This is a genomic window from Gardnerella sp. DNF00476, from assembly GCF_049262735.1.
In the GTDB taxonomy this organism is placed as follows: Bacteria; Actinomycetota; Actinomycetes; order Actinomycetales; family Bifidobacteriaceae; genus Bifidobacterium; species Bifidobacterium vaginale.
Genome location: NZ_CP058401.1, coordinates 498,756 through 519,095 on the forward strand (window position 1 = coordinate 498,756; position 20,340 = coordinate 519,095).

General features: G+C 44.8%; 25 protein-coding genes. All 25 read right to left on the reverse strand.

What is annotated here, in order from left to right; all coding sequences use genetic code 11:
* Positions 1–540, reverse strand: a complete 540-nt coding sequence (gene rplF / locus HXT25_RS01940) for a 50S ribosomal protein L6 (RefSeq protein WP_004114374.1) — start codon at positions 538–540, stop codon at positions 1–3.
* A gap of 16 nt (positions 541–556) precedes the next feature.
* Entirely contained in the window at positions 557–955 is a 399-nt protein-coding gene (gene rpsH, locus HXT25_RS01945) for a 30S ribosomal protein S8 (protein WP_004114372.1), read from the reverse strand.
* 82 nt (positions 956–1,037) lie between these two features.
* On the reverse strand, positions 1,038–1,223 hold the full coding sequence (locus HXT25_RS01950) for a type Z 30S ribosomal protein S14 (protein ID WP_004114370.1): 186 nt from the start codon (positions 1,221–1,223) through the stop codon (positions 1,038–1,040).
* A 1-nt stretch (position 1,224) separates the two neighbouring features.
* On the reverse strand, positions 1,225–1,797 hold the full coding sequence (gene rplE, locus HXT25_RS01955; protein WP_004114368.1) for a 50S ribosomal protein L5: 573 nt from the start codon (positions 1,795–1,797) through the stop codon (positions 1,225–1,227).
* Positions 1,794–2,129, reverse strand: a complete 336-nt coding sequence (gene rplX / locus HXT25_RS01960; protein WP_004114367.1) for a 50S ribosomal protein L24 — start codon at positions 2,127–2,129, stop codon at positions 1,794–1,796. Before rplX ends, rplE begins: the two co-directional genes overlap by 4 nt.
* A gap of 1 nt (position 2,130) precedes the next feature.
* Positions 2,131–2,499 (reverse strand): 50S ribosomal protein L14, encoded by a 369-nt coding sequence (gene rplN / locus HXT25_RS01965; protein WP_004114366.1) that lies wholly within the window; start codon positions 2,497–2,499, stop codon positions 2,131–2,133.
* Positions 2,500–2,589: 90 nt separating this feature from the next.
* Complete coding sequence (rpsQ, locus tag HXT25_RS01970) at positions 2,590–2,856, reverse strand: 30S ribosomal protein S17 (protein ID WP_004114365.1); 267 nt, start codon at positions 2,854–2,856, stop codon at positions 2,590–2,592.
* A gap of 2 nt (positions 2,857–2,858) precedes the next feature.
* Positions 2,859–3,110 carry a 50S ribosomal protein L29 gene (rpmC, locus tag HXT25_RS01975; RefSeq protein ID WP_004105502.1) on the reverse strand — a complete coding sequence of 84 codons (252 nt, stop codon included), beginning with the start codon at positions 3,108–3,110 and terminating at the stop codon, positions 2,859–2,861.
* A complete protein-coding gene (rplP, locus tag HXT25_RS01980) occupies positions 3,110–3,529 on the reverse strand; it encodes a 50S ribosomal protein L16 (RefSeq protein ID WP_004114362.1) in 420 nt (139 codons plus the stop codon). Before rplP ends, rpmC begins: the two co-directional genes overlap by 1 nt.
* Positions 3,530–3,533: 4 nt before the next feature.
* Positions 3,534–4,349 (reverse strand): 30S ribosomal protein S3, encoded by an 816-nt coding sequence (gene rpsC / locus HXT25_RS01985; RefSeq protein WP_004114360.1) that lies wholly within the window; start codon positions 4,347–4,349, stop codon positions 3,534–3,536.
* A gap of 2 nt (positions 4,350–4,351) precedes the next feature.
* Positions 4,352–4,711, reverse strand: a complete 360-nt coding sequence (gene rplV, locus HXT25_RS01990) for a 50S ribosomal protein L22 (protein ID WP_004114358.1) — start codon at positions 4,709–4,711, stop codon at positions 4,352–4,354.
* Between the two features lie 16 nt (positions 4,712–4,727).
* On the reverse strand, positions 4,728–5,006 hold the full coding sequence (rpsS, locus tag HXT25_RS01995) for a 30S ribosomal protein S19 (RefSeq protein WP_004114357.1): 279 nt from the start codon (positions 5,004–5,006) through the stop codon (positions 4,728–4,730).
* A gap of 15 nt (positions 5,007–5,021) precedes the next feature.
* Entirely contained in the window at positions 5,022–5,852 is an 831-nt protein-coding gene (gene rplB / locus HXT25_RS02000; protein ID WP_004114355.1) for a 50S ribosomal protein L2, read from the reverse strand.
* Positions 5,853–5,886: 34 nt separating this feature from the next.
* Positions 5,887–6,183, reverse strand: a complete 297-nt coding sequence (rplW, locus tag HXT25_RS02005) for a 50S ribosomal protein L23 (protein ID WP_004114354.1) — start codon at positions 6,181–6,183, stop codon at positions 5,887–5,889.
* Between the two features lie 5 nt (positions 6,184–6,188).
* On the reverse strand, positions 6,189–6,854 hold the full coding sequence (rplD, locus tag HXT25_RS02010; protein WP_004114353.1) for a 50S ribosomal protein L4: 666 nt from the start codon (positions 6,852–6,854) through the stop codon (positions 6,189–6,191).
* A gap of 5 nt (positions 6,855–6,859) precedes the next feature.
* Positions 6,860–7,510, reverse strand: coding sequence for a 50S ribosomal protein L3 (gene rplC / locus HXT25_RS02015; RefSeq protein ID WP_004116043.1), 651 nt, complete (start codon positions 7,508–7,510; stop codon positions 6,860–6,862).
* A gap of 15 nt (positions 7,511–7,525) precedes the next feature.
* On the reverse strand, positions 7,526–7,834 hold the full coding sequence (gene rpsJ, locus HXT25_RS02020) for a 30S ribosomal protein S10 (protein WP_003808013.1): 309 nt from the start codon (positions 7,832–7,834) through the stop codon (positions 7,526–7,528).
* 364 nt (positions 7,835–8,198) lie between these two features.
* Complete coding sequence (adhE, locus tag HXT25_RS02025) at positions 8,199–10,904, reverse strand: bifunctional acetaldehyde-CoA/alcohol dehydrogenase (protein ID WP_004573722.1); 2,706 nt, start codon at positions 10,902–10,904, stop codon at positions 8,199–8,201.
* Positions 10,905–11,277: 373 nt separating this feature from the next.
* Positions 11,278–11,766, reverse strand: coding sequence for a 30S ribosomal protein S9 (gene rpsI, locus HXT25_RS02030; protein ID WP_004114350.1), 489 nt, complete (start codon positions 11,764–11,766; stop codon positions 11,278–11,280).
* Positions 11,767–11,786: 20 nt separating this feature from the next.
* Positions 11,787–12,236 carry a 50S ribosomal protein L13 gene (gene rplM, locus HXT25_RS02035; RefSeq protein WP_004114349.1) on the reverse strand — a complete coding sequence of 150 codons (450 nt, stop codon included), beginning with the start codon at positions 12,234–12,236 and terminating at the stop codon, positions 11,787–11,789.
* Between the two features lie 266 nt (positions 12,237–12,502).
* Positions 12,503–14,671 (reverse strand): 4-alpha-glucanotransferase, encoded by a 2,169-nt coding sequence (gene malQ, locus HXT25_RS02040; RefSeq protein ID WP_048730704.1) that lies wholly within the window; start codon positions 14,669–14,671, stop codon positions 12,503–12,505.
* A 109-nt stretch (positions 14,672–14,780) separates the two neighbouring features.
* A complete protein-coding gene (locus tag HXT25_RS02045) occupies positions 14,781–15,449 on the reverse strand; it encodes a hypothetical protein (RefSeq protein WP_004138770.1) in 669 nt (222 codons plus the stop codon).
* 94 nt (positions 15,450–15,543) lie between these two features.
* Entirely contained in the window at positions 15,544–16,185 is a 642-nt protein-coding gene (locus HXT25_RS02050) for an IMPACT family protein (RefSeq protein ID WP_020759949.1), read from the reverse strand.
* A gap of 78 nt (positions 16,186–16,263) precedes the next feature.
* Positions 16,264–16,557, reverse strand: a complete 294-nt coding sequence (locus tag HXT25_RS02055; protein ID WP_004114342.1) for a metal-sensitive transcriptional regulator — start codon at positions 16,555–16,557, stop codon at positions 16,264–16,266.
* A gap of 180 nt (positions 16,558–16,737) precedes the next feature.
* Positions 16,738–20,049 carry a hypothetical protein gene (locus HXT25_RS02060; RefSeq protein WP_004573716.1) on the reverse strand — a complete coding sequence of 1,104 codons (3,312 nt, stop codon included), beginning with the start codon at positions 20,047–20,049 and terminating at the stop codon, positions 16,738–16,740.
* Positions 20,050–20,340 lie beyond the last annotated feature (291 nt).

Genomic DNA, 20,340 nt, shown 5'->3' on the forward strand with positions numbered 1-20,340 from the left:
TCACTTACCAGCCTTTCCAGCCTTGCGCAAAATACGCTCATCGCTGTACTTAATGCCCTTACCCTTATAAGGTTCTGGAGCACGCAGCTTGCGAATGTTAGCGGCAGCCTGACCAACGGCCTGCTTGTCAGTACCCTTGACGATTACCTGATTTGCGTTTGGCAATTCAAACTCAATACCCTCAGGTGGCTGAACGGTAATAGTGTGAGAATATCCGAGTGAGAACTCAATGCCCTTACCCTTCATCACAGCACGATAACCAGTTCCAACAATGTCCAAAGTCTTGGTGTAGCCTTCATGCACACCCTTAACCATGGACGCTACGATTGCACGAGCCAAACCGTGCTTTGCACGAGTTGGACGCAAATCATCAGCTGGGGTTAAAACGATCTTGCCATCAGCAACTTCAGCGGTAATACCTTCTGGAATTACATAGGAATCAGAACCCTTAGCGCCCTTAGCACTAAAGGACTGACCTTCAATCTTTACTTCCACGCCTGCAGGAATGTCGACGGGGAGCTTACCAATATGCGATGCCATTTTCAGCTCTCCTTTCTCACCATACGTAGGCGACGATTTCGCCGCCAATGCCTCTGTCGAGGCATTCCTTCTGAGTCAACAATCCCGAGCTGGTCGAGATAATAGCGATACCGAGACCACCAAGAGGCATAGGCAAAGAATCAGACTTTGCGTAACGACGCAAGCCTGGCTTAGAAATGCGCTTGATGCCCTGGATGGAACGCTGACCATTGGAGCCATACTTTAATGTGACTTCCAAAGTCTGTCCAACCTTGGCTTCCTTAGCAGCAAAGTCTTTAATATAGCCTTCACGCTTCAGAATCTCGGCGATATTCGCCTTGAACTTGGAGTACGGCATTTCCACGGTATCGTGCTTTGCCGCGCTCGCATTACGCAGACGTGTCAACATGTCTGCGATAGGATCTGTCATTGTCATGTTGGGCTAACGCCCTTTCTCGCCGTGGTTTCCACCGCCTGTTTTAGTTATTCTTAAAGCAGTGGACCTTCAGCGTCGATATTTACCAACTGGACTTCGTAACACCCGGCAACTCACCGCGATGTGCCTTTTCACGAAGGCATACACGGCACAGACCGAACTTGCGATACACGGAGTGAGGACGACCACAAACCTGGCAACGCGTATAAGCGCGCACCTTGAACTTCGGCTTAGCGGCCGCCTTGTTTTTCAGAGCGGTTTTTGCCATATCAGTTCTCCTTGAATGGGAAACCGAGGTGCTTAAGTAGCGACTTCGCTTCCACATCGTCCTTGGTGGTGGTCACCACGGTGATGTCCATACCACGCTGATGATCAATCGAATCAGGATCAATCTCGTGGAACATTGACTGCTCCGTAAGACCAAAGTTATAGTTACCCTGACCGTCGAACTGGTTGCCATTAATACCACGGAAATCGCGGATACGTGGCAAAGCCAGAGTGAGCAAACGATCCAAGAATTCCCACATACGATCACCACGAAGAGTTACGTAAGCGCCAATAGCCTGACCTTCGCGCAAATGGAACTGCGCAACAGATTTCTTAGCTTTAGTAACCTTTGGCTTCTGACCAGTGATCAAAGTGAGATCCTTAATCGCACCTTCGATAAGCTTGGAATCGCGAGCTGCAGCGCCAACGCCCATAGAGACGACGACCTTCTGCAAACGAGCCACCTGCATAGGATTAGTGTGGCCAAATTCCTTTTCCAAAGCTGGAACGATTTGATCATTGTATTGCTGCTTTAAGCGCGGAGTTGCCGGCGCCTCAACTGTAGTATCGGTCATGCCAGCTCCTTTCCGGACTTCTTAGCTACACGCACGCGCACGGTCTTTACTTTGCCGTCGCGAGCTTCTTGCTTAACAATCACGCCCACGCGGGTTGGTTGCTTGGTCTCTGGGTCAATCACCATAACGTTAGAACGGTGAATTGGAGCCTCAACAGAGACGATGCCTGCCTGCTGACCCTGCTGGGTAGCACGCACATGCTTCTTAACAACCTGAACACCCTCGACGATCAAACGGTCTTCGGCGAGTACACGAAGTACTTTGCCTTCCTTACCGCGATCCTTGCCGCGGATAACCTTTACCTGGTCGCCGGACTTAATCTTGGCTACCATCTCAGATCACCTCCGGGGCGAGGGACACAATCTTCATGAAGCGCTTATCGCGCAATTCACGACCGACTGGTCCAAAGATACGAGTGCCCTTTGGTTCACGGCCGGAGCCGAGAATAACAGCGGCGTTCTCGTCGAACTTAATATAGGAACCATCAACACGACGATGTTCCTTGACCGTACGGACGACGACAGCCTTAACTACGTCGCCTTTCTTGACCGACCCGCCAGGAATAGCATCCTTAACGGAGGCGACGATGATGTCGCCGATGCCGGCATAGCGTCGCTTCGATCCACCGAGCACGCGGATGGCAAGCAATTCCTTAGCACCCGTGTTGTCGGCGACATGAAGCCGCGTTTCCTGCTGAATCATTGATTCTCCTTAGTCGAGCTGGTTCTCCCCGCTCACCCGTACCTACTAGACAACAGGCACAGGTGAAGCGCGGAGCCTTGCTGAACTTGTTTACTTGGCGCGCTCGATAATCGAGTCGAGACGCCAACGCTTGGTCTTGCTCAAAGGCCGAGTTTCCATGATACTCACGAGATCGCCAATATGCGCCTCATTGTGTTCATCATGTGCCTTGACCTTGCGTGTGGAGCGGACGACTTTACCGTAAAGTGGGTGTGTCGAACGCTGCTCCAGCTCCACGGCAATTGTCTTGTCCATGGCCTCGGACACGACGTAGCCGCGACGAACCTTGCGGAAGTTGCGCTCTTGGTTCTCAGCCATGCTTACTTCTCCTTGACCTCAGTGGCGCCAGGCTCTTGGCTGATGCCGAGTTCACGCTCACGCAGGATAGTATACATCCTGGCTATGTCGTGCTTGACCGCCTTGAGGCGAGCGCTGTTTTCGAGTTGACCAGTTGCTGCCTGGAAGCGCAAGTTAAAAAGCTCTTCCTTGGACTTCTTTAAGAAGCCTTCGATTTCAGCATTAGTCTTCTCGTTTAAATTCTTGATGGTGTAGTCTGCAGTTCCGACTGGCATCAGATGTCACCGCCTTCACGCGCAATAACACGGCATTTCATTGGGAGCTTGTCGATAGCGCGGCGCAAAGCCTCGCGAGCGACGTCCTCAGAAACACCACCGATCTCGAACATTACACGACCTGGATGGATGTTAGCAATCCAGAATTCTGGAGCGCCTTTACCGGAACCCATTCGTGCACCAAGCGGGTGCTTGGTTAATGGACGATCAGGGAAAACCGTAATCCACACGCGACCACCACGCTTAATATAGCGGGTCATTGCGATACGGGCTGCCTCGATCTGACGGTTAGTGATGTACGCCGGAGCCAGCGCCTGAATACCGAAATCGCCGAAAGCGATAGCGGTTCCACCCTTAGACATGCCGCTACGGGTAGGACGGTGCTGCTTGCGATATTTAGTCCTTTTTGGGATAAGCATCTGCTCACTCCTTCGTTTCCGTTGCGGCAGGAGCTTCAGCAGCTGCAGCTTCAGCTGGCTTCTCAGCCTGTGCTTCGGCAGCCTTCTGCTGGTTGGCAGAGCGTGCGCCACGACGTGGACGACGATCGCCACGGCGACCTTCACGCTTACCCTGCTGGGCCTGCTGCTCTTCGAACTCACGCTCGGTCATATCACCCTTATAAATCCATACCTTTACGCCGATACGGCCGTAGGTAGTCTTAGCTTCAAAGAAGCCGTAATCAATAAGGGCACGCAGGGTCTGCAGTGGAACGCGACCCTCACGATAGAACTCAGAACGGCTCATTTCGGCGCCACCAAGACGACCAGAGAGCTTAATACGGATACCCTTTGCACCTGCGCGCATTGCATCCTGCTGTGCTTTACGCATAGCGCGACGGAATGTAACGCGATTGGTTAACTGTTCCGCAATTCCCTGAGCAACCAATTGAGCGTCAAGTGCAGCATTCTTCACTTCGAAAATGTTGAGCTGTACTTGCTTACCAGTGAGCTTCTCAAGCTTTGCACGAACACGCTCGGCTTCTGCGCCACGACGACCGATAATAATACCTGGACGAGCGGTGTGAATATCAACACGAACGCGGTCACGAGTACGCTCGATAACGATGCGGGACACGCCTGCACGTTCGAGGTCATGGCTCATTTCCTTGCGAATCTTGTCATCCTCAAGGACGAAGTCACGGTAACGCTCGCCGGCTTTAGTAGAATCAGAGAACCACCTAGAGCGATGATTCTCGGTAATGCCCAGGCGATAGCCGAAAGGATTGATCTTCTGACCCATCTTTAGCGATCCCCTTCCTTAAGCGAGACGATAACAGTGATATGGCTTGTGCGCTTGTTAATGCGCGCAGCGCGACCTTGTGCACGAGCGCGGAAACGCTTAAGCGTTACACCCTCATCCACATAGGTTTCCTTGATGACCAAGTCTTGCTCACGGAATGGTTCTCCAGCCTTTTCAGCCTTAACGCGAGCGTTAGCGATCGCGCTTTCAAGAACCTTACGCACTGGTAAAGATGCGTCCTGAGGAGCAAACTTCAAAATGGTAATAGCTTCGCTTGCACGCTTGCCTCGGATGAGGTCGACCATGCGGCGAGCCTTGCGCGGCGTCACACGTACGTGACGAGCGATTGCTTTAGCTTCCATGTGTCCTAACTCTCCTTTAGCGGCGTGCTTTCTTGTCGTCCTTCACATGACCCTTGAAGGTCTTGGTTGGGGCGAATTCACCGAGCTTATGACCAACCATTGCTTCGGTAACGAATACCGGCACATGCTTGCGGCCATCGTGTACGGCAAAGGTGTGTCCAATGAAATCAGGAGTGATCATCGAACGACGCGACCACGTCTTGATGACGTTATGCGTGCCCTTGTCGTTTTGTTCGTCGACTTTCTTCTGTAAGTGGGCGTCGACGAAAGGGCCCTTCTTGATGCTACGAGTCATCTGTTCGACACTCCCTTACTTGCGGTTCTTACCATTCGGACGACGACGAACAATCATCTTGTTCGAAGCCTTCTTCGGACGGCGGGTACGAACCTCGCCCTTGCCCCATGGAGAAACAGGTGGTTTACCACCACGGGTACGACCACCATGAGGGTGATCAACAGGGTTCATAGATTCGCCTCGGGTGATTGGCCTGCGACCAAGCCAACGAGCACGACCTGCCTTACCAAGCTCGATATTAGCGTGGTCAGAGTTGCCAACCTCGCCGATTGTAGCGCGGCAACGAGCGTCCACGTTACGAATTTCGCCGGATGGCATACGCAACTGAGCGTAAGCGCCATCCTTAGCTACGAGCTGAACGGCAGCACCTGCGGAGCGTGCAATCTTTGCGCCACCAAGTGGACGAAGCTCGATTGCGTGCACCACGGTACCAGTTGGGATGTTCTTAAGAGGCAAGTTGTTGCCTGGCTTAATATCAGCCTGGGCGCCAGTCTCAATAACATCTCCCTGGGAAATGCCTTCAGGAGCGATAATGTAGCGCTTCTCACCATCTGCATAATGCAACAATGCGATGCGAGCGGAACGATTAGGGTCATACTCAATATGAGCAACCTTTGCTGGCACGCCATCCTTGTCCCAACGCTTAAAATCGATGAGACGATACTGACGCTTATGTCCGCCGCCGCGATGGCGGGAAGTCATGCGACCGTAAGAGTTACGACCGCCAGTTTTGCTGAGTTTGCGTACCAACGACTTTTCAGGAGTGGAACGCGTAATCTCGGAGAAGTCCGAAACGGATGCGTTACGACGTCCTGCAGTCGTAGGCTTATAAACGCGGATAGCCATAATGTAGTATTCCTTTACTTTTCTCGGCTAGCCTTCAGTTACCAAAGATATCGATTGTCTGGCCCTGTGCCACGGTGACAATAGCACGCTTCTGATTCACACGACGACCGAAGCCGGTGCGAGAGCGCTTAAGCTTGCCAGCGCGATTCAAGGTGTTAACATTCGTTACCTTGACTTTGAAGATTTCTTCGATAGCCTGCTTGATCTGAACCTTGTTAGCATTTGGAGCTACCACGAAGGTGTACTGACCACGATCGGAAGCTGCATAGCTTTTTTCAGAAACAACTGGCTTTAAAATGATGTCATGTGCTGGGTTATGGACTGCGACCATTTAAATCAGGCCTCCTTAACTTCAGGCTCGGTCTTAGCTGCAACGAAGGCTTCGAAACCTTCCTTGGAGAAGACTACGTACTGAGCGGTGATGACATCGTAGGTGTTGAGCTGATCAGCGAAGATCACATGCACCGTTGGAATGTTACGAACAGACATCCACTCATTGATGTTTTCACGAGAAAGAACAACAGTGGTGAACTGATCCTTAGTTACTGGTGTAAGTGCTGCAACTGCTGCTTTGGTGGATGGAACATCCTTAATACCAAAGTCCACAACTGCAATGCGACCAGCATTTGCACGATCCGAAAGAGCATAACGAAGAGCAGCTGCCTTCATCTTCTTTGGAGTACGCTGATCATACTTGCGAGGAACTGGACCATGTACAACGCCACCATGCACCCACTGTGGAGCACGAATGGAGCCTTGACGAGCACGTCCGGTGCCCTTCTGCTTCCATGGCTTCTTACCGCCGCCAGATACATTAGCGCGATTCTTAACCGCGTGAGTACCCTGTCGAGCAGCAGCAAGCTGAGCAATAACGACCTGATGAACCAATGGACCGTGAGCCAAAACGTCTTCGTTGGAGATGCCGAAAATCTCAGCAGGAGCTTCAACAGTTCCGTTTGCATTGCCCTTGGTGTCAGTTACGTTCAGAGTTACGTTTGCCATTTAAATCAGGCTCCCTTCACTGCCGAACGGACGAGAACGATAGCACCTTTAGGTCCTGGAATAGCACCCTTAATAGCTAAAATACCGTTCTCAACATCCGAAGAAACGATTGTGAGGTTGAGCGCAGTAGAAGTCACATGACCCATGCGACCAGCCATACGCTTGCCCTTCAAAATGCGGCTTGGAGTTGCACATGCGCCCACAGAACCTGGACGACGTTCATTCTTGTGCGAGCCGTGAGTACGACGGTAAGACTTGAAGCCCCAACGCTTGATTGTGCCAGCAAAGCCTTTACCCTTTGTAGTACCCGTTACGTCGACTTCGGCACCTTCAGCAAATACTTCAGCGGTCAATTCTTGACCTGGCTTGTAATCTGCTGCATTTTCAGTGCGCACCTCAGCGAGGTGACGACGAGGAGTCACGCCAGCCTTTGCAAAGTGACCAGCCAATGGCTTGGTAACCTTGGTAGGATCAATCTGGCCATAACCGAGCTGTACGGCGCAATAACCGTCAGTTTCTTCGGTCTTAACAGCGGTAACTACGTTAGTAGCAACCTCAACCAGAGTTACGGGGACAAAAAGGCCGTTTTCATCCCAAACCTGGCTCATGCCCAGCTTACGGCCGAGCAAAGCAGTGCGATTCTTATTTTGCGACATTATTTACCCCCCTTCCTACAGCTTAATCTCGATATTTACATCCGCAGGCAGGTCAATGTGCATCAAAGAATCCACAGCCTTTGGCGTTGGATCAACGATGTCAATGAGGCGCTTATGAGTGCGCATCTCGAAATGCTCGCGAGAATCCTTATATTTGTGAGGAGAACGGATAACAACAAACACGTTCTTCTCGGTCGGCAGAGGAACCGGACCCACTACTGTGGCGCCCGCGTTCGTCACCGTCTCGACGATTTTCTTCGCCGATTGGTCGATGACCTCATGGTCATAGGACTTAAGCCTGATGCGGATTTTCTGTCCCGCCATTGCCGTCCGCCCTTTCTAGCGATTCGTTTACTGTTTACCAACCTGTATTAAAGGGCACCGGGAGAATAGACACTAAAGGTCATTCCACATCAGTGCGCAGCCTACAAAAATCAACAAAAATTGCGATTTCTGTTTCTGCGCTCGCTTTTTTGAATTACAATATGCGAGCCTTAAAAACAGGCAACTAAGTAATTAAACCATCAACCTTGGATTAACAAAAATCGGGCGTGTCGGCTATTTTCCAACGAAAAATGGCAGAAACTACAGCTAGTGCAGCCTCTGCCATTTGCAACTAAATATACAATAATTATTCAATAATCATCTAAATAATCATTCGAAAATCACTTAAATAATTATTCAATAATCACTTAGATTCGCGCTCCAAACGCATACGATGTCCTTCTTCTTGGGAAACACCATAATACGCTGCAATCGCAATATCTTTCATATCTTCGATTTGAGGAATACGAGGATTTGCAGGAGCGCACTGATCTTCGTAAGCACGCATGCCAATCTGATCCAACAAAGACCAATAGTATTCTTCATCCACACCGCATGCCTTAAACGAAGCATCCATACTAAGAAGATTATCTCGATAATTTTCAACAGCGCGCGCCAAATTCTCAACGCCCTCTTGAGGAGTTTTACCAGGATCTATGCCAAGATTCTTTGCAATCTGCTGGTATCGCTCCGGAGCGATGTAGCGATTGTACTTTGGCCAGCTTGTAGGCTCTTGTGGAATTTGACCATTGTAGCGAATCACATAAGGCAGCAAAATTGCATTCGTGTGGCCGTGCGCAACATGGCACAAAGCTCCGATTGTATGCGCCATTGCGTGGCACATACCAAGGAACGCCGAACCAAACGCCATTCCAGCCATAGTAGCCGCATTATGCATTTTTTCTTGAGCTTGAATCTTGCGTTCGGAATTATTGGAATTCACAGAATCGTTAAGATTATCCCAAATCAACTTTGCTGCATGCAATGCCATTGCGTCCGTAAAGTCGTTAGCATAAACAGAAGCAAAAGCTTCCATAGAGTGCGTCAAAGCGTCAAAACCAGAATCGCAAGCCAAGCGACGAGGCTGTGTGCGTGCCAAAACTGGATCCACGATTGCCACTGAAGGCGTAATTGCGTAGTCAGTAATCGGGTACTTGTAGCCAGTCTTATGATCTGTAATAACTGCAAACGGAGTAACTTCCGATCCTGTTCCAGAAGACGTTGGTACACAAATCAAGCAAGCCTTTTTACCAAGAGGCGGAATCTTAAATGCGCGCTTTCTAATATCGAAGAACTTTTCGCGCAAATCAGCGAAGGAAATTTCTGGATGCTCGTAAAGAAGCCACATAATTTTTGCAGCATCCATAGGAGATCCGCCGCCAACAGCAATAATCGTATCTGGTTGGAACTCTTCGCGCATCATTTCCGCGCCGCGCTCAACAGTTTCAACGCTTGGCTCTGGCTCAACGTAGTCAATAATCCTAAACGTTACGCGATTGTCTCTAGCGCGAAGCTGATCAATTACCTTGTCTATAATGCCAAGCTGCTCCATAACTTTATCGCACACAATAACTGCGCGCTCAATGCCATACATGTCTCGCAAATAGCGAACAGCATTCGGCTCAAAATACGTTTTGGCCGGAATCTTGAACCATTGCATATTGTTATTCCTTCGCGCTATGCGCTTTATATTAATAAGATTTACTGCTTGAACGTTTCCAGAAACAGAGTTTCCACCATAAGAACCACAGCCCAAAGTGAGAGAAGGTGCGATTGCGTTGTAGATGTCACCAACACCACCCAAAGATCCTGGGGAGTTCCAAATGATTCGGCAAGCGTGCATGCGGCTGCCATATTCGCGAGCAAGCTGCTGATTATTAGTGTGAATCACAGCAGTGTGACCAGCTCCGTGAACAAGCATCTTCTCGCACATTTCAAAGCCTTGTTCCTTATTTTCAGCGCGAAGCAAAGCATGAACAGGAGCCAACTTTTCCATTGTTAGAGGCTCCATCTCGCCAACTTCCTTGCACTCGGCAATAAGTATCACAGCATCTTCTGGAATCTCAAACCCAGCTTCATGCGCAATATATTGAGGAGATTTTCCTGGAACAACTGAATTAAGCTTAGGAGTTTGACCTGAATACGAAGTGCAACCAAACATATACTGTTCAAGTTTCGCTTTTTCATCGGCATTAACGAAATATGCTTTTCTGCGCTTCAATTCCTTTAACAATGGCTCATACACGTCTTTATGCGCAATAATCGCCTGCTCTGTTGCGCAAATCATACCGTAATCAAAATGCTTTGAAAGCACCAAATCGTTTGCAGCGCGCACAACATCTACGTCCGCATCAACATATGCTGGAGCGTTTCCTGCACCAACGCCAAGTGCTGGCTTTCCCGAAGAATAAGCAGCTTTAACCATTCCAGGACCGCCTGTTGCAAGAATTGTTGCAACATCTGGGTGCTTCATTAAAGCTCCCGTAGCTTCGATTGATGGATGTTCAATCCACTGAATGCAATTTTCTGGCGCGCCTGCTTCTATCGCTGCATCGCGCACAACTCTTGCCGCTTCTGCGGAGCATTTTTGAGCGAATGGATGGAAGCCAAAAATAATTGGGCAACGAGTTTTAAGAGCAATTAGCGATTTAAAAATGGCTGTAGATGTTGGGTTTGTGACTGGAGTCACGCCTGCTACTATGCCAACTGGCTCAGCGATTTCATCGATTCCAAGAACATCATCTTCGCGAATAATGCCTACTGTGCGCTGGCCTGCAAGATAATGGGTAATATGCTCGCATGCAAAAATGTTTTTTGTGGCTTTATCTTCAACTAATCCTCTGCCTGTTTCTTCAACAGCCATTTTTGCTAATACTAAATGCTTGTTTAACGCTGCAATAGACGCTTTTGCTACTATTCTGTCTACTTGCTCCTGATTTAATTTTTCAAACTCTTCTAAAGCAACCTTTGCTTTTTTAGCTAATTCATCTACTTCTCGTTTGGCTGCTAATGCGGCTTGCTCTTTTTCATCAAGCACTGTTTCTTGCGCCTTTTCTTGCGCCTGCGCCATTTGGTCCTCCTCGATCATTCATATATTTTTATATTTACATTTCATATGCAGACATTTACATGAAGAATCTTCTTTATAAACACATCTTAAATGTCTAACAATGTGATACAGTTCACAATCTACTTGATTTACTGTACTATTTTGGATTTGCAGCGAGTTGCGCTATTTATGAGCGAGGTTTATCCTCTAATGTTCGTTATTTGTTATTATTTGTGACTATTTATGTGCGATTATCCTCTAAATTTTCTAGAATGTTAGATTTAATGATTACTTATAAACGATTAATAACATTTAGAACATTCAACCGCATTAGATACAAAAAATGGCTTCCAGCAAAAGCCAGAAGCCATTGAAAATATAAATTCTTCGCAGCTTAACGCTTTGAGAACTGAGGTGCACGACGTGCCTTGTGCAAACCAGCCTTCTTGCGCTCCACAACGCGAGCGTCGCGAGTCAAGAAGCCAGCCTTCTTCAAGGAAGCACGGTTTGCATCACGGTCAATAGCATTCAAAGCACGAGCAACACCCAAACGGATTGCACCTGCCTGACCAGTGGTGCCGCCACCGTCTACCAAGACGACAACGTCGAACTTACCTTCAAGCTTCAAAAGCACAAATGGGGAATTAACTTCACGCTGCAATAAGCGAGATGGGAAGTATTCCTCAAGAGCGCGACCATTAATAGTCCACTTGCCAGTGCCTGGAATCAAACGAACGCGAGCAACGGCTTCCTTACGACGACCAGTGCCATAGCCTGGAGCAACGGCAGAAGTACCAGTGCCTGCGCCAGCGTTTGTCTCAGTTGTATAGCTAGTCAGTTCTTCTTCATTCTCAAGAACCGCGGAGTTGTTGTTATCTACCATAATCATATTCTCCTTACGATTCACTTAGCCTGCTGAGAGACCTGAGAGATCTCGAAGACCTGTGGTTTTTGCGAAATATGAGGATGCTCAGCACCAGTGAACACACGAAGGCGATCAAGCTGAACCTTAGCAAGACGATTCTTTGGAAGCATTCCCCTCACAGCGGAAACGATGATGCGCTTTGGATTCTTCTCCAAAAGCTCAGCATAGCTATCGCGACGAAGTCCACCTGGACGACCAGAGTGAGAATACAATTCCTTGCTCAACTTATTGCCAGTTAAAGCAATCTTATCTGCATTAATGATAATGACGTGATTGCCAGAATCAGCATGAGGAGCAAATGTTGGCTTATTCTTGCCACGCAGCAAAATGGCTACCTGGGAAGCCAAACGACCAAGCACCACATCAGTGGCGTCGATAATATACCAGTCATGAGTTAAATCTGCTGGTTTCGGTGTGAAAGTCTTCACAATCGTACCTTTTCTCTATTGTGTTTCGAGCTTTATATCTTCTTGGTTTATAGGAGATATGCTGCTCATAATCCGTGGGCTCCCTGAAAGTCCTCGATGGCGAGTGGGAAAAGCGCTTTGAAGGACCCCTTAGGGAAACACAACAATCTGCAAGTATATCGCCATATGACGACTATTTGCAAGTTTCTATTTTACATACAATGCGGACTGCAACGCTCACGAATATCAACAAACGCTGCAGCCCGCAATTAATCACGCATCTAGAACTACTTATTCATGATTTGCGCTAAAGACTTAACTCTAGGCAAGTCAAATAAGTTGTCTAAAAGAACAGGATTACAATTAGCATCAGCCAAAGGAATACGCCAATTTGGATATTCATCATTGGTGCCAGGCTGATTCTGAGCACGATGTTCACCCGTTGCATCAACAATGGATGCAGCAAGCAGCTTGGAAGGAGCAGCTTTAAGTGCTCGATATAATGCTTCTACAATCTCTTGCTCATGCTCAGATTCATTTTCTAGAGCCTTCTTGTCTAAGAAACCTCCAGAAACAAGCATTTTCAGCATCGCATTATGCTCTTTAACAGCACCAGCGCGGAATTCTTCTACGGATCCCGAAAGAAGATTCAAACGCTCGCGAATATTAACGTGCTCGTAGTTTAAGTAGCCTGCAGCCGGTGGCAAATCGTGAGTATTTACAGAAGCAAGCGTCATTTCGCGCCACTTCTTAGGCTCGCGGAATGCACCATCCCTCTGTTCAAACCACTCAACCGTGCATCCAAGAACCTTATTCTTAGCCAAAACTTCCAAAGTTTCAGTTGGCACAACACCAAGGTCTTCTCCAACTACAACACCATTTGCGCGCGTGGCTTCAATCGCAAGAATGCCAAGCATAACGTCTGCATCATAGTAAACGTAAGCTCCATCACCTGGAGTAGATCCTTCTGGAATCCACCATAAGCGGAAAAGCCCAAGAATATGGTCAATTCGCACAGCGCCAGCAGACGCAAACATTCCGTGAACCATATCTTTGTACACTTTAAATCCAGTGCGCTCAAGCTCGAATGGATTAAGCGGAGGCTGAGACCAGTTTTGACCCTGCTGATTGAAGTAATCAGGAGGCGCACCTACGCAAGCACCATTGGCAAATCGCTCTGGATTCCACCAAACCTCGGAGCCTGCAGGATGCACGCCAACAGCCATATCCGACATAATGCCAATGCGCATACCCGCATTTTTAGCTGCAACTTGAGCATCATGCAATTGCGTAAACGCAATCCACTCAAGCCAACGATAAAACTCTAGAGTATCTGGGAATTGTTTACATAAAGCACTAATCTCATCGGAATCTTTAGTAAGATGCTTCTCCCAGCAGTCTTCTCCCTTAGGAGCACCCCACTTATCGTAGCAAAGGCACCAAGTTGCATAAGATTCAAGACGCTCACCCATGTCCTGCTTAAATGCTTCAAATTCTTCGGAGCGTTCAGCAGAAAGCCCAGACTTAAAAATAATCCACAAAGCATGCATTTTTACTCGCCACATGGAGTCTCGATCAACAATTTGAGCATCATTATTAAGAGGCTCTACTTCGTTATGAAGATCGTCAACAGTCTTACGATCCTTATCATTAAGCGAATCATATTCTGGAATTATTTCTGGGCGAATATAGGTTACATTAACCATTCCTCTTGCGACTGGCAAATAAGGAGACGGTGTTAATGGTGCAACTGGTTCACCTGCATGCAATGGGTTTACAAGCACAAAATCTGCACCTGTTTTTTTCTTTGATTGCACAAGAAGATCAGCTAAATCTGCGTAATCGCCAACACCCCAAGACTTAGAAGAACGAATGGAATAAAGCTGAGCCATCCATCCCCAAATCTGCTTTCCATCTTTTTCAAGCTTTTCTAGAGTATCAATGCTTTCTGGAGCACTAATAAGTGACGCCTCTTCTACTCGATCCGCAACGCTTATTCGTAGAGTGTGATACCCCATAGGCACGTCTGCTGGAATTGTCAACAAAGAGCTTGCCACAAAAGTGCCATTAACAGGGAACGCAACATCATCTTTACATGGAGAAATCTGCAAGTCACCTTGGTACTGTTCTCCATCTTCCAATATCAAAGTTGCTGTAGGATACTCCAAAATACCTGTGTTGATTATAACAGTGTCTTCTTTACCAACTGTATGCAACACCGTTGGAGCAACTAAACGTGTATGACGTTCCAAAAGAATCTTCTGCATTGATTCTTCAATCGCTTTATCAGTACTTGCATCTACGCACAGAGAGCGCAATACTTTTACAAGCACGTTATCAGCAATCTGATGTTCTATTCCATCCGATCCAACGAATTTGGAGCGCACTCCCATTAACTCAGCCAAACGCCTTAATGGGCTTGTTTGCTGAGTACTTTCTTCATTTTTATTGTTCATAGTTTCCATCGTAGTATATATGTGAGTTTTTTATGCAAACGTATGCAATTATTGTTTAATTTAATTTTACACTCAAGACTTATCTAAATTTTTTTATTTATTTAAAACTTTATTTATTTAAAACTTCTAATGCGGCAGAGGAAACATCTGGGTCTTTGTCTTTTGACAAAGCTATCAATGTTGACTGCGACACACCAGGATTAAGCGCCACTGCTCTTCTTACCATTGCGGAAAGTACTGGCGAATCCTTACTTTCTTCACCTACACCAAGTGAGGCTAAGTAATCTAATGTTTGTGCCCCAACGCCTTCGGTTTGAGCACCCTCGAGACGCATTTTCCATGATGTCTGCGGATTGCACAATGCAGCATCTCTAACTTCTCCGCAAGAATCTTTAGTAAGTCTTCCTACTAGCCAATTTTTAGCATTACGATTTTTAGCAACAGCTAAACGAACGTTATCAGATTTATCCTGTGAAAGTTTAACCAAAATATTAGGGAATGGCATCACTGTTGCTAGATGAATACGATCTTCTTCTGGAGTATTTATGTTGCCTGCTACAGCTTCTAGTAATGCCGTAGCCCTAGAAAATTCTGCTTGATCTGCTCTATCTGGGAGTTCTTTTACAGCAAATTCGTGAAGCTCTTTAGAATTACTGGAGTGGCGTAAACGCTCATAAATAGATGTCAAAGGCTCATAAATTTCATGAGAATCGTCATGAGAATTACTATGCGAATCATCATTGTGTTCAAGATTATTTTGATCTTGTATATCACTCATAATCTACTCACCAACCTTTTAGCTACCAATATCCAATATAATGTATCAGTTTTACGACACAAATTCTAAAACCGACAAGGTGAGAAAAACTTTATCAGGAAATCCTACTGTAAACACCACATGATTTAGGAATTATTATAGCTGAAAATGTATTTTTTACTGATTCTAAAAATCTGTCTGACTCTTCAAAAGGAACACAAACCTTTAAATCTACAGAAATTCCGTATTCTTCATCCATAATTTCTGCGTTATGTTTTAACAATAAGCTTTTAAACATTCTTAGCTGAGTATATTCGACTTTGCAAGAAAAACAATTACATTCTATGATATCTGCCATTTTGCTCGACTGTATAGCGCCAGCTGCTGCATGTGAATAAGCGCGCATCAATCCACCAGAGCCAAGCAAAATCCCACCAAAATAACGCGTAACTGTTACAACTGTATCTGTAAGATTAGAAGCCCTTACAACATCTAGAATAGGTTTCCCAGCAGTACCTGAAGGCTCTCCGTCGTCACTCATGCGCTCACACAGTCTGCCATTATTGTCTCCGCACACAGCAGCATAAGCCACGTGCCGCGCCTTAGGATGTTTTAGCCTAATAGACTCTACAAAATCTATTGCTTCTTCAAGAGTTGTTATATGGCAAGCATCTGAAATAAATTCAGACTTCTTTTCCACGAAGGCAAAGTGCGCAGGATTTTCGCATAAATCAGTTACGGTTCGCATATTATTCATACTTAATATTCAAATCGTTTTCAATTCAAACAGTTTAAACGCTATCGATAAATCATACGAAACCGTTAGAATCACAAATCACGATTTATCGTATCTCATTAAATGATCTACAACATCAACAAGTTCAGCAACTTTCTTGTCGGTAACTTTTTGATCTGAAGCATTTTGCGCCGCCTCTAAAGCTTTTGAGATTTCCTGATGAGCAACTATAAGAGCAACAGCTCTAAGAGCTGCAGTAGAAGCAGAAAGCTGCATAAGAATATTTGTATAATCTTCTCCCTTTTCGATCATATTCTCAACAGCATGAACCTGTCCACATACCCTATGTAGACGAACCAACATTTTTTCTTTATCTATGTTGTAGTCGCTCATATAAAACCTCGTAGTATAAACAGTACTTCTTACATATTGTCTATATCAAAATTGTGCGTTGTATAGTATGCATGCATAAACTACGCCACATCAATAAACTATATCTATAGAAAACGATATCTATAGAATAAATTATGCATATTATACAACGCAACAATTTTATTTGTATTTAATATTTTGTTAATATACAACGCGATATATATTTTTTCCCAAAACTATAGCACCAGCAATAAGTAATACTGCCATAGAAAGCATCAAGACACTCTCAATTTTTATACCAGCATTAAATAAAGATGTGGCACTTACAACACCTGCACGAGCATGCCTGCGCTTATTCCTTTTTGTATTTGTATATTCTGATTGGCTTTCTGCAAGAGACTCAGATCCTAAATCAGATGCTTCTTTTTTAGATTTATTATCATTCTGTTCATCAGTATTTAGGCTGGAAACCGCTGCAGAAGCTGTTCTCTTTGTTGTGCGACCATCTTTTTTATCACTATTCGTATTGCCTTTATGCACAGTTACGCTACTACCAGAATCTTTCTTAGATGACTTATCTGCTTTATCACTGTGAACATTTTTGCTACTCAAATTCTCATTATCGGCATTTTCCGTATTCTCTGCATTCACAGATTTATCTGATTTACCAGCACTACCAGCGTTTCTTGCATTATCTGATTTACCAGCATTATCTGTGTTACCAGCATTCCCAGCATTATCTGATTTACCTGATTTACCTGCGTTTGTTTTATCTACTACGCCAGCATTATTTTCTTTATCACTTTTATCGACTTTGTTACTTTCATTATTCTTTTGCGAAGAACCGTTTACATTTGTATTATCACTATTAACAGCAGAATGAGAATCAGAACCACTCTGAGAACTATCTGCATTAATATTGCTATTTTGTTTACCTTCAACATCACCAGTTTGCTTATGTTGTTTTTGCGAACCAGCATTTTGACCACCTTGATTCTGCGCAGTTTGGGTACTATTGCCTTGACTTTGTGTATTTTGATTAGTATTTGGCTGCGTATTTGACTGAGTATCTTGTTTATTATTTTGTTGCGCACCTTGATCATGAGAGTTTTGCTTGTTGACGATATTGTCTACAACAGCGCCTCCAGCAGACGTTTTTGGATCTATCTCATTCTTAGTGACTTCACCAGATTCTTCTACTTTATTATCATTGTTGTTTACTTTATTATCATTGTTATTCGTAGATACGTTATCACTTTTATTACCACCATTCGGCTTCGCATCACCACTTGGCTTTACATCACCACTCGGCTTATCACCACCATTCGGCTTAACGTCACCGTTTGGCTTCTCATCACCATTTGGCTTATTACCATTTGGTTTCACGTCATCATTTGGTTTTACATCTCCGACACTCGGCTTAGACCCACCATTCGGCTTATCACCATTCGGCTTTGCGCCACCACTCGGCTTTACATCACCAGCATTACCTGCAGAATTATTATTTACTGTTTTATGCTCTTCTTTTTCTTGAGTAAATATGCTTCTACTGTCTTCATCGTTAAACGCTGTTTTAAACGCTTCTGCTCTAGAAGAACCAGGGAAATCATATACAAACACATACATTCCACTTTCGCCCGAATTGCCAGACTTCAAATTAACAATATCGGCAACTTTCTTTCCAAGCTCTGACTCTTCTTTTTCATTACCCTTTTCACTATTGCCAACAGCACCACTATTACCAGCGCCATCCGCAGAATCTTCCTTTAGCATCACTTTTCCGTTAGCAATCGTATAAACGCCATTTCTAAGCGGAACTGACCATTCGCCAATTTTCTTGTGATTATCGTCTTCCTCAGGCTCTTTATCTGATTTTGGATTTAACTTACTCATAGACTCTTTATCAACAGTGCCATTTTCATACCCAATCCACCACAAGCGAACTTTCATATTTTCATCGCCATCAAATCCATACTCTTTATTGCCTTTAAACATTCCGTAATCTTTTGGCGCGCCACTAACAACAATCGTATCTGATACTTCATTTGAATCTTTATTTTTAGCATTTTTAACATGTTTTATGTTTACTTTTGTCATATGAGTTAAAGTAGATTGTGCTTTACCAAAACCTTCAATAAAATCACTAGAAACAAAATCTTTAACGTCATTATCTTGCTCATTTTTAGCAATAGTCCAAACCCATGTACCAAATAGTCCAGCATCTTGTTCACCAACTTTATATTCTGTTGCTTTTTCAAGATTTTCTGGTTTCATATCTCCATTTGTTACATGAACAACTGTTTTAGCTTCTTCACCTGATTTAGTAAAGTAAACGTCACTTGCACCTACTTGTCTAATGCTAGAATCAGCGCGCAACTCTTTTATGTAGTCATCTACGCTACTACCCACTGCACGTTCTTTTAGAATATTTTCATACGATCCTACAAAGTAGTATCCGCGCGCACGAATCTTCTTATTTTCAATCCAAGGCTTATTCTCTTCGTTATTAACGCTACTTTTTACATTACCTTCTACAGAATCGCCTAGTTTTAACTTTTTAACTTCAGATTTTGATGTAACAGCTGGGTAAAAATCTCTATGCGCATCAATAGAAATTGAACTATCAATATTATATTTCACAGGAGATTGCGACAACCTAAGCAAGTAGCAACCGCTTTTTGTATCTCTTCTCTCCAAGTTTGGAAGATAATATTCGCCATTAATATCAACTTTGCCTTCTCCAGACGCAACCCAAACAAATTCATCTGAATAATCTTTGTCTGTACGTATAAAACCTTTGCGTTCTGCTTTTAATTCATTATTGTTGTAATAATAGTTATCTTTGAACATAATATTTCTATTCGATGCAGTTATTTTAAAATCAACACCGTCATCACCGTTATATGCTGTTCTTAGAACTCCTTCTGCTTTTACTTTTATTTCACCAGAATTGCCTGAAGTCCCATACAAATTTTCAAATGAAACTTTTGTAGGAATTTTGCTAGCAGCTTCATTCCAAAGTTCATCAGCTTTAGCAGCTATTTCACTAAAATCTTTAGTACTGGTGAACGAATGCTGTTTCGCATTATTCCATTTGTCTTTATCTTCAAAATGTTCATGAATAGCATAAGCAATTGCGACTCTGTCTCTATAGTCACCGCGCCAATACTTTCCATTAACGCTCAGTTTTATCATCATTGCAGCAATCGCAACATCACGATTATTTACTACAGGACCCCAAGAAGTATCTGCAAACGCGTTTCCAGACTCATAAAGATCAACGCAATATGTAATGTCGTCATTAACTGAATACAATCTATGGTCACCTTCAGCTCCGCAACCATAGTAATTGCTTATATACGTAGGAATATCGTCAAACGCATATGCTCCGCTAATTACACCATTTCCAACAACAATTGCAATAGTCGCCAGCAACGCTGTCAGTAAAGAGAACATTCGCGTGCGCTTATTGCGTAAAAAGATTGGAATCTTTTTACATACATGTTTTCCCATATCAACTCCTTAAACGTTGTTTTCTCTTACGTGACAAACGTTTTGCTAGCCACGATGAACGAAAAATCGCTCATGCTCTAACTATGATTTAGGGATTTAATTATGTAAATAAAAATTTATCAATGTGGTTAAAGCCTATTTTAAAGGCGACTTATCCACAGAGTTATCCACAATTCTTGCGGTTGCTGGCGACTATCCAATGAGGAACAGGGGTTATAGCCCAAAATATCTCAAGGAAAAAAATTGTAATTACGGGAATCTACCCAAAACGCAAAAAGCTCTAAATCACTG

Coding starts and splice junctions, on each gene's coding strand:
- rpsJ (WP_003808013.1), bottom strand. CDS start 7,834: ATGGCGGGACAGAAAATCCGCATCAGGCTTAAGTCCTATGACCATGAG.
- rplV (WP_004114358.1), bottom strand. CDS start 4,711: ATGGAAGCTAAAGCAATCGCTCGTCACGTACGTGTGACGCCGCGCAAG.
- rplB (WP_004114355.1), bottom strand. CDS start 5,852: ATGGCTATCCGCGTTTATAAGCCTACGACTGCAGGACGTCGTAACGCA.
- rplD (WP_004114353.1), bottom strand. CDS start 6,854: ATGGCAAACGTAACTCTGAACGTAACTGACACCAAGGGCAATGCAAAC.
- rpsC (WP_004114360.1), bottom strand. CDS start 4,349: ATGGGTCAGAAGATCAATCCTTTCGGCTATCGCCTGGGCATTACCGAG.
- rpsH (WP_004114372.1), bottom strand. CDS start 955: ATGACAATGACAGATCCTATCGCAGACATGTTGACACGTCTGCGTAAT.
- rpmC (WP_004105502.1), bottom strand. CDS start 3,110: ATGCCAGTCGGAACTGCAGACTACACCATCAAGAATTTAAACGAGAAG.
- rplN (WP_004114366.1), bottom strand. CDS start 2,499: ATGATTCAGCAGGAAACGCGGCTTCATGTCGCCGACAACACGGGTGCT.
- malQ (WP_048730704.1), bottom strand. CDS start 14,671: ATGAACAATAAAAATGAAGAAAGTACTCAGCAAACAAGCCCATTAAGG.
- rplP (WP_004114362.1), bottom strand. CDS start 3,529: ATGCTTATCCCAAAAAGGACTAAATATCGCAAGCAGCACCGTCCTACC.
- HXT25_RS02055 (WP_004114342.1), bottom strand. CDS start 16,557: ATGAGCGACTACAACATAGATAAAGAAAAAATGTTGGTTCGTCTACAT.
- rpsI (WP_004114350.1), bottom strand. CDS start 11,766: ATGGTAGATAACAACAACTCCGCGGTTCTTGAGAATGAAGAAGAACTG.
- HXT25_RS02045 (WP_004138770.1), bottom strand. CDS start 15,449: ATGAGTGATATACAAGATCAAAATAATCTTGAACACAATGATGATTCG.
- HXT25_RS02060 (WP_004573716.1), bottom strand. CDS start 20,049: ATGGGAAAACATGTATGTAAAAAGATTCCAATCTTTTTACGCAATAAG.
- rplW (WP_004114354.1), bottom strand. CDS start 6,183: ATGGTCGCAGTCCATAACCCAGCACATGACATCATTTTAAAGCCAGTT.
- HXT25_RS01950 (WP_004114370.1), bottom strand. CDS start 1,223: ATGGCAAAAACCGCTCTGAAAAACAAGGCGGCCGCTAAGCCGAAGTTC.
- rplF (WP_004114374.1), bottom strand. CDS start 540: ATGGCATCGCATATTGGTAAGCTCCCCGTCGACATTCCTGCAGGCGTG.
- rpsQ (WP_004114365.1), bottom strand. CDS start 2,856: ATGGCTGAGAACCAAGAGCGCAACTTCCGCAAGGTTCGTCGCGGCTAC.
- rpsS (WP_004114357.1), bottom strand. CDS start 5,006: ATGACTCGTAGCATCAAGAAGGGCCCTTTCGTCGACGCCCACTTACAG.
- rplE (WP_004114368.1), bottom strand. CDS start 1,797: ATGACCGATACTACAGTTGAGGCGCCGGCAACTCCGCGCTTAAAGCAG.
- HXT25_RS02050 (WP_020759949.1), bottom strand. CDS start 16,185: ATGAATAATATGCGAACCGTAACTGATTTATGCGAAAATCCTGCGCAC.
- rplC (WP_004116043.1), bottom strand. CDS start 7,510: ATGTCGCAAAATAAGAATCGCACTGCTTTGCTCGGCCGTAAGCTGGGC.
- rplX (WP_004114367.1), bottom strand. CDS start 2,129: ATGGTAGCCAAGATTAAGTCCGGCGACCAGGTAAAGGTTATCCGCGGC.
- adhE (WP_004573722.1), bottom strand. CDS start 10,904: ATGGCGCAGGCGCAAGAAAAGGCGCAAGAAACAGTGCTTGATGAAAAA.